The 7,416-nt window shown below is 69.5% G+C and carries 6 protein-coding genes; 5 read left to right on the forward strand and 1 reads right to left on the reverse strand.

Going from position 1 to position 7,416, the window contains the following annotated elements:
* Positions 1–84: 84 nt before the first annotated feature.
* Positions 85–1,104, reverse strand: a complete 1,020-nt coding sequence (locus AB0J69_RS43020; RefSeq protein WP_364130420.1) for an SAM-dependent methyltransferase — start codon at positions 1,102–1,104, stop codon at positions 85–87.
* 82 nt (positions 1,105–1,186) lie between these two features.
* Here AB0J69_RS43020 and AB0J69_RS43025 point away from each other — a divergent pair, with 82 nt between their 5' ends.
* The 5 genes from AB0J69_RS43025 to dapB all read left to right on the forward strand — a co-directional run bounded on the left by AB0J69_RS43025 (position 1,187) and on the right by dapB (position 7,285).
* Positions 1,187–2,113, forward strand: coding sequence for a bifunctional riboflavin kinase/FAD synthetase (locus AB0J69_RS43025; RefSeq protein ID WP_364130422.1), 927 nt, complete (start codon positions 1,187–1,189; stop codon positions 2,111–2,113).
* Between the two features lie 217 nt (positions 2,114–2,330).
* Positions 2,331–2,600: a 30S ribosomal protein S15 gene (gene rpsO, locus AB0J69_RS43030; protein WP_090945762.1), complete on the forward strand. Its 270-nt coding sequence runs from the start codon at positions 2,331–2,333 to the stop codon at positions 2,598–2,600.
* A 291-nt stretch (positions 2,601–2,891) separates the two neighbouring features.
* On the forward strand, positions 2,892–5,231 hold the full coding sequence (locus AB0J69_RS43035) for a polyribonucleotide nucleotidyltransferase (protein WP_364130425.1): 2,340 nt from the start codon (positions 2,892–2,894) through the stop codon (positions 5,229–5,231).
* Complete coding sequence (locus AB0J69_RS43040; RefSeq protein ID WP_364130428.1) at positions 5,228–6,538, forward strand: pitrilysin family protein; 1,311 nt, start codon at positions 5,228–5,230, stop codon at positions 6,536–6,538. Before AB0J69_RS43035 ends, AB0J69_RS43040 begins: the two co-directional genes overlap by 4 nt.
* 9 nt (positions 6,539–6,547) lie before the next feature.
* On the forward strand, positions 6,548–7,285 hold the full coding sequence (gene dapB, locus AB0J69_RS43045; protein WP_364130431.1) for a 4-hydroxy-tetrahydrodipicolinate reductase: 738 nt from the start codon (positions 6,548–6,550) through the stop codon (positions 7,283–7,285).
* Positions 7,286–7,416: the final 131 nt, after the last annotated feature.

Consider the following 7,416-nt stretch of genomic DNA (forward strand, 5'->3'; position numbering starts at 1 on the left):
CCGCGATGAGCGCGATGAGGCGCACCTTTGGGGAGGCCGTTCGAATTCGACCTGCCCGAGTGATTCCTCGCTTCCTGGGACCTCTCAGGCGGGTTTGCGGGCGACGATGATGTCGCGGACGATCGCCTGGTCCACCCAATGCTCGAAGTCTGGATAAGTCACGACATCGAGGCCGGCGCCCCCCAAGATGCCCGCCAGTTCCGCGCTCTTGCCGCCGTAGGTGTTCCAGGCGATGCCCATCGCCCCGCCCGGCCGCAGCAGCTCGGCCCAGACCGGCACGGCCCGCGCGAGCAGCTCCAGGGGGCTTCGGGACAGGCCCGCGCCGCCCTTGCTGCCGTGCTGGACGCCGTAGGGGGCGTCGGTCACCAGGAGGTCGAACGAGCGCGGCTTGAAGAACTCGCGGCTCTTGAGGGTGTCGGCGTTGACCACGGTCAGGTGCTGCACATCGCCGGCCTTGACCGCCTCCTTAGACAGGCCGAAGGTGACGTTGAACCGCCGCCCCGCCAGGGCCCGCTCGCGGCGCACCGGCACGGTCTCGGCGGTGTGCTTGAGCCGCTTGTTGCGCAGCCAGGTCTTGACGAAGCCGGTGTAGGCCTCGAAGTCCTTGGCGTCGACGTCGATGCCGTAGGCGTCGTAGCCGTACATGAGGGCCTGGTTGAGGGTCGTGCCGCGGCCGCACAGCGGGTCGAACGCCGACAGCCCGTCGCCCAGCCCCTTGTCGCCCGCCAGCGCGGTGACGTTGAGCAGCAGCTTGGTGAAGTGCTCGTTGGTCTTGCCGGCGTATTTCTGGATGGTGATCAGGTCGCTGCTCAGCCGGTCGCGTGGCCGCATGGCCTGCGGCCTGAGCAGCTCGCCCTCCATCCCGAAGACGGCGTAGACGGAGGAGAGGTTGGACAGCAGCCCGAGGTCGGCGTCGTCCAGCGGCCGGGTCGTCTCGAACGTCACGTAGGGGACGCCGCCGATCCGCGTCTCCTCGCTGTCCAGCACCTCGCCGCCGAGGGCACGCGCGCTGAAGACGGCCAGCTCACTGCGGGTCAGCCGGATGGAGCTCTCACCGTAGACCCGGTTGAAGGCAGGCAGGATCAGAAGCGCGTAACGAGGCATGATGCCCGATGATAGTCCCCTCGATTGGAGGGAATGCCGAGCCGCATGGCAGGCTTGTACGGGTTGATCCGGCGACGAGCGAATGGGGCCTAGCGTGCAGGGTTCGGAGAGGTCTGTCGTCACCATCGGCGTGTACGACGGGGTCCACCGAGGGCACCAGCGGGTGGTCGAGCGAGCCGTCTCCGTCGCTCGCGAGCGGGGGCTGCGCAGCGTGGCCGTCACGTTCGAGCCGCATCCGGACGAGGTCGTGCGGCCCGGGTCGCACCCGCCGCGGCTGACCAGCGCGCGGCGCAGGGCCGAGCTGCTGGGCGGGCTCGGGGTGGACGAGATCGACACGGTGGCGTTCACGTTCGGCCTGTCGCGTAACAGCCCCGACGAGTTCGCCCAGAACGTGCTGGCCGAGCGGCTGCGTGCCGCGGTCGTGGTGGTGGGGGAGAACTTCCTGTTCGGGCAGGGCGCCAGCGGCGATGTAGAGACATTGCGGACGCTGGGCGATAAGTACGACTTCGCGGTGGAGGCCGTGCCCGAGCTCGACGCCGTCTCCTCGACCGCGATCCGCGAGCGGCTCGTCACGGGCGACGTGGAGGGCGCGGCGGACCGGCTCGGCCGCCCGCACCGGGTGGAGGGCGTGGTCGTGCGCGGCTACCAGCGCGGGCGCCAGCTCGGCTTCCCCACGGCCAACGTCGAGACCCCGCAGCACACCGCGATCCCGGCGGACGGGGTCTACGCGGGATGGCTGGAGTGCGTTCCGGTGGCCAACCTGCCCGCCCTGTACGAGGGGGAGCGCTGGCCGGCGGCGATCTCGGTCGGCACCAACCCGACGTTCGAGGGCGTGCCGCGCACGGTGGAGGCGTACGCGCTGGACCGGGACGATCTGGAGCTCTACGGCGTGCACGTGGCGGTGGAGTTCGCGGCGCGGCTGCGCGGCAACACCCGCTTCGACTCGATCGACGCGCTGGTCGCCCAGATCCACGCCGACGTGGCGGCCACCCGGCGCCTGACGAGCTGACACCCGGCGCCTGAGCTGACACCCGGCTCCTGACGAGCTGACACTCGCCCATAACAGGGCGCCCGAGCACTGGACATGAGGTGGTAACCTTTCATGTCGGCTCTGTAGCGGCGGTGCTGCGCGCTGCCCATGACGGCCTTCACGCGGCGACTGTAGGCACGCACGGTTGTTCGCGACCTCATCTCATTCGCGCGTGTCCGTAGTTCGAAGGAGAGCCGTGTCCCTCGACACCGCTGCCAAGAAGACCATCATCAGTGAGTACGCGACGGCCGAAGGCGACACCGGTTCGCCCGAGGTGCAGATCGCGCTGCTCAGCAAGCGCATCAGCGAGCTCACCGAGCACCTGAAGACGCACAAGCACGACCACCACAGCCGTCGTGGTCTGCTGCTGCTCGTCGGGCGCCGGCGCCGCCTGCTGAAGTACCTGCAGAAGGTCGACATCCAGCGCTACCGTTCGCTCATCGAGCGGCTCGGCCTGCGCCGATAGCATGAAAGGGAGCGGCGTCCGCGCCGCTCCCTTCTCATATGGGGTAGGACCCCATAGGGCCAGGCGCGTGGCGGCGTGAAACAGCCCAGCGCCTGACGTAAAACTGAAGATCCGAGACACACAGCCCCCGCGTCCGTTCAGCACCATGCGACCCGCGACGCCTGCGGGCCGGTCCTCGGTAGTGGCTTCCGGTAAGAACGACCGGGCGCTTCGATCGAAGACCGGCGCTGCACCTAACGAGGGTGCCGGTGAGAAAAAGGGCGCGGGTGACCGACCACAAGGAGGTCCCCCGTGGAGGGTGTCCACACTGCTGAAGCCGTCATAGACAACGGCTCATTCGGCACGCGTACGATCCGGTTCGAGACCGGACGGCTCGCGCGCCAGGCGGCGGGTTCCGCCGTCGCCTATCTCGACAGCGACACGATGGTGCTGTCGGCGACCACCGCGTCCAAGAATCCGAAGGAGCAGTTCGACTTCTTCCCGCTCACGGTCGACGTCGAGGAGCGGATGTACGCCGCGGGTCGCATCCCCGGCTCGTTCTTCCGCCGTGAGGGCCGTCCCTCCGAGGACGCCATCCTCACCTGCCGGCTGATCGACCGGCCGCTGCGCCCGTCGTTCGTCAAGGGCCTGCGCAACGAGGTCCAGGTCGTCGCCACCGTCATGGCGCTCAACCCCGACCACCTCTACGACGTGGTCGCGATCAACGCCGCGTCCCTGTCCACCCAGCTCGCGGGCCTGCCCTTCTCCGGCCCGATCGGCGGCGTGCGCGTCGCGCTGATCGACGGCCAGTGGGTGGCCTTCCCGACGCACCACGAGCTGGAGCGGGCCACGTTCGACATGGTCGTGGCGGGCCGCGTGCTCGACGACGGCGATGTCGCGATCATGATGGTCGAGGCCGAGTCCACCAAGGACACGCTCAAGCTGGTCGCCGAGGGTGCCGTCGCGCCCACCGAGGAGACCGTCGCCCAGGGTCTCGACGCCGCCAAGCCCTTCATCAAGGTGCTGTGCGAGGCGCAGTCGCGCATCGCGCAGGTCGCCGCGAAGGAGACGGCCGAATACCCGGTGTTCCTGGAATACCAGGAAGACGTCTACGCCGCCGTCGAGGCCGCGATCAAGACCGAGCTGGCCGCCGGGCTGACCATCGCCGGCAAGCAGGAGCGCGAGAACGAGCTGGAGAAGGTCAAGGCGCTGGCCGCCGAGAAGCTCCTGCCCGAGTTCGAGGGCCGGGAGAAGGAGATCTCCGCCGCGTTCCGCTCGGTGATGAAGAAGCTCATGCGCGAGCGGGTCGTCAAGGAGGGCATCCGCATCGACGGCCGCGGCACCAAGGACATCCGCGCGCTGTCGGCCGAGGTCCACGTGGTGCCCCGGGTGCACGGCTCGGCGCTGTTCGAGCGCGGTGAGACCCAGATCATGGGCATCACCACCCTCAACATGCTGCGCATGGAGCAGGTCATCGACACGCTCAACCCCGAGCGGACCAAGCGCTACATGCACAACTACAACTTCCCGCCCTACTCCACCGGCGAGACCGGCCGGGTGGGCTCGCCCAAGCGCCGCGAGATCGGTCACGGCGCGCTGGCCGAGCGGGCGCTGATCCCCGTGCTGCCCACGCGCGAGGAGTTCCCGTACGCCATCCGCCAGGTCTCCGAGGCGCTCGGCTCCAACGGCTCCACCTCGATGGGCTCGGTCTGCGCCTCCACGATGGCGCTGCTCGACGCGGGCGTGCCGCTCAAGGAGATGGTCGCGGGCATCGCGATGGGCCTGATCGGCGAGGGTGACACCTACGTCACGCTGACCGACATCCTCGGCGCCGAGGACGCCATGGGCGACATGGACTTCAAGGTCGCCGGCACCAAGGACGTCATCACCGCCCTGCAGCTCGACACCAAGCTCGACGGCATCCCGGCCAGCGTGCTGGCCGGCGCGCTCAAGCAGGCCAAGGGTGCCCGCCTGGCGATCCTCGACGTGATGCAGGAGGCGATCGACTCCCCGGCGGAGATGAACCCGACCGCGCCGCGCATCATCACCATCAAGGTCCCGGTCGACAAGATCGGCGAGGTCATCGGCCCGAAGGGCAAGATGATCAACCAGATCCAGGACGACACGGGCGCCGAGATCACCATCGAGGACGACGGCACGATCTACATCGGCGCCACCGACGGGCCGTCCGCCGAGGCCGCCCGTTCGGCGATCAACGCGATCGCCAACCCGCACATGCCGGAGGTCGGCGAGCGCTACCTGGGCACGGTCGTCAAGATCGCGGCGTTCGGCGCGTTCATCTCGCTCATGCCCGGCAAGGACGGCCTGCTGCACGTCTCCCAGATCCGCAAGCTGCACGGCGGCAAGCGGATCGAGAACGTCGAGGACGTCATGAGCGTCGGCGAGAAGGTCCAGGTGGAGATCGCCGAGATCGACGGCCGGGGCAAGCTGTCGCTGGTGCCGGTCGAGGTCATCGAGAAGGAGGCCGCCGAGAAGGAGGCGAAGGGCGCCGCCGGTGGCGAGGGTCCCGCCGAGGGCCCTGAGCAGCCCGAGGACGCCGCTCCGGCCGCCGAGGAGAAGTCCGACCGGCCGCGCCGCACTCGTACGCGCGTGCGCAGCACCCGCAGCGAGGGAGACGACCGGAACTCGTGACGACGACCACGCTGCACCCCGGCAAGGACGGAGCCGGGGTGGTAAGGCGCACCGTCCTCCCGGGTGGGCTGCGCGTGGTGACCGAGACCATGCCGACCGTGCGGAGCGTCGCGGTCGGCATGTGGGTCGGCATCGGCTCGCGTGACGAGGCCCCCGAGCACATGGGGGCCACCCATTTCCTTGAGCACCTGCTGTTCAAGGGCACGCCCACGCGCGACGCCATGGAGATCTCCGCCTCCATCGAGGGGATCGGCGGCGAGATCAACGCCTTCACGGCGAAGGAATACACCTGCTACTACGCGCGGGTCCTCGACGAGGACCTGCCGATCGCGGTCGACGTGCTCGCCGACGTGGTGACCAGCTCGCTGGTGACCGACGAGGACGTCGAGTCCGAGCGGGGCGTGATCCTCGAAGAGATCGCCATGCACGATGACGACCCCTCTGACGTGGTGCACGAGCAGTTCGCCGCCGCGCTCTACGGTGACTCGCCGATCGGCCGGCCCATCCTGGGCACGGTCGACTCCATCAACGCCCTCGGGCGGGAGCGGATCGCCGAGTACTACCGCCGGTACTACCGGCCCCGCCGCACGGTCGTGTCCGTCGCCGGCAACATCCGGCACGAAGAGGTCGTCGAGCTGGTCACCCGGGCGTACGAACGGGCCGGGGCGCTGGCCGGCCCGGCCGAGTTCGCGCCGCCGCGCACGAGCGGACCGGGCTCCGAGACGCACTCCGGCGTCGCGGTGCTCGACCGGCCCACCGAGCAGGCCAACCTGGTGCTCGGCACGACCGGCTTGTCCCGCACCGACGAGCGCAGGTTCGCGCTGGGCGTGCTCAACGCGGCGCTGGGCGGCGGCATGTCGTCCAGGCTGTTCCAGGAGATCCGGGAGAAGCGCGGCCTGGCCTACTCGGCCTACAGCTACACCTCGGCCTACGCCGACACCGGCCAGTTCGGCATCTACGTGGGCTGCCTGCCGTCGAAGATCGACGACGTGCTCAAGATCTGCCGGGACGAGGTGTCCAGGGTGGTGGCCGAGGGCCTGAGCGCCGACGAGATCATGCGCGGCAAGGGCCAGATGCGCGGCGGGCTCGTGCTCGGTCTGGAGGACACCGGCTCGCGCATGTCACGCATCGGCAAGAACGAGCTGGTCTACGACGAGCTGATGTCGGTGGACGAGGTGCTGTCGCGCATCGAGTCCGTCACCCCCGACGAGATCTCCGAGGTGGCCCGCGACGTGCTCAACCGGCCGCTCACGCTCGCCGTGATCGGCCCGTACGGCGACAAGGACTTCACCGACGCCGTCCGATAGGGTTTTCCTGTGATCAGGGTAGGTGTGCTCGGCGCCCAAGGGCGTGTGGGCGTCGAGGTGTGCAAGGCGGTCGAGGCGGCCACTGACATGGAGCTGGTGGCCGCGCTCGACAAGGACGACCCCATCGAGGGCCTGTCGGGTGCCGAGGTGGTGGTCGACTTCACCCATCCCGACGTGGTCATGGGCAATCTCGAATGGGCCATCGGCCACGGCGTCCACCCCGTGGTGGGCACGACCGGGTTCGACGAGGGGCGCCTGCAGACCGTGCGGGGCTGGCTGGCGGCCAACCCCGGCACCAACTGCCTGATCGCCCCCAACTTCGGCATCGCGGCCGTGCTCATGATGCACTTCGCCCAGCAGGCGGCCCGCTACTTCGAGTCCGCCGAGATCGTCGAGCTGCACCACCCCAACAAGGCCGACGCGCCCTCCGGCACGGCCCGCCGCACGGCGGAGCTGGTCTCCGAGGCACGGGCCAAGGCCGGGATGGGCGCGATGCCCGACGCGACGAGCACCGCGCTCGACGGCTCCCGCGGGGCCGACGTGGGCGGCGTGCACGTGCACGCGGTGCGCCTGTCCGGGCTGATCGCGCACCAGGAGGTGCTGCTCGGCGGCGACGGCGAGATCCTCACGATCAGGCACGACACGATGAGCAGGGCCGCGTTCACCCCGGGCGTGCTGCTCGGCGTGCGCAGGGTGCGCGAGCTGCCCGGCCTCACCGTGGGCCTGGAGCCGCTGCTCGACCTCTGAGGTCTCCATGCCGCACGCGACATGACCCCTCGCGACATGGCCGCACACGACGTGCCGCTTCGGGCTGACCAGGACGTATCCCGGCATCGTGGGGTAGCGGGCCAGGAAGGCGAGGTGCCGGTCGTCCTCGT

The organism is Nonomuraea sp. NPDC049709 (genome assembly GCF_040674815.1).
Taxonomy (GTDB): Bacteria; Actinomycetota; Actinomycetes; order Streptosporangiales; family Streptosporangiaceae; genus Nonomuraea.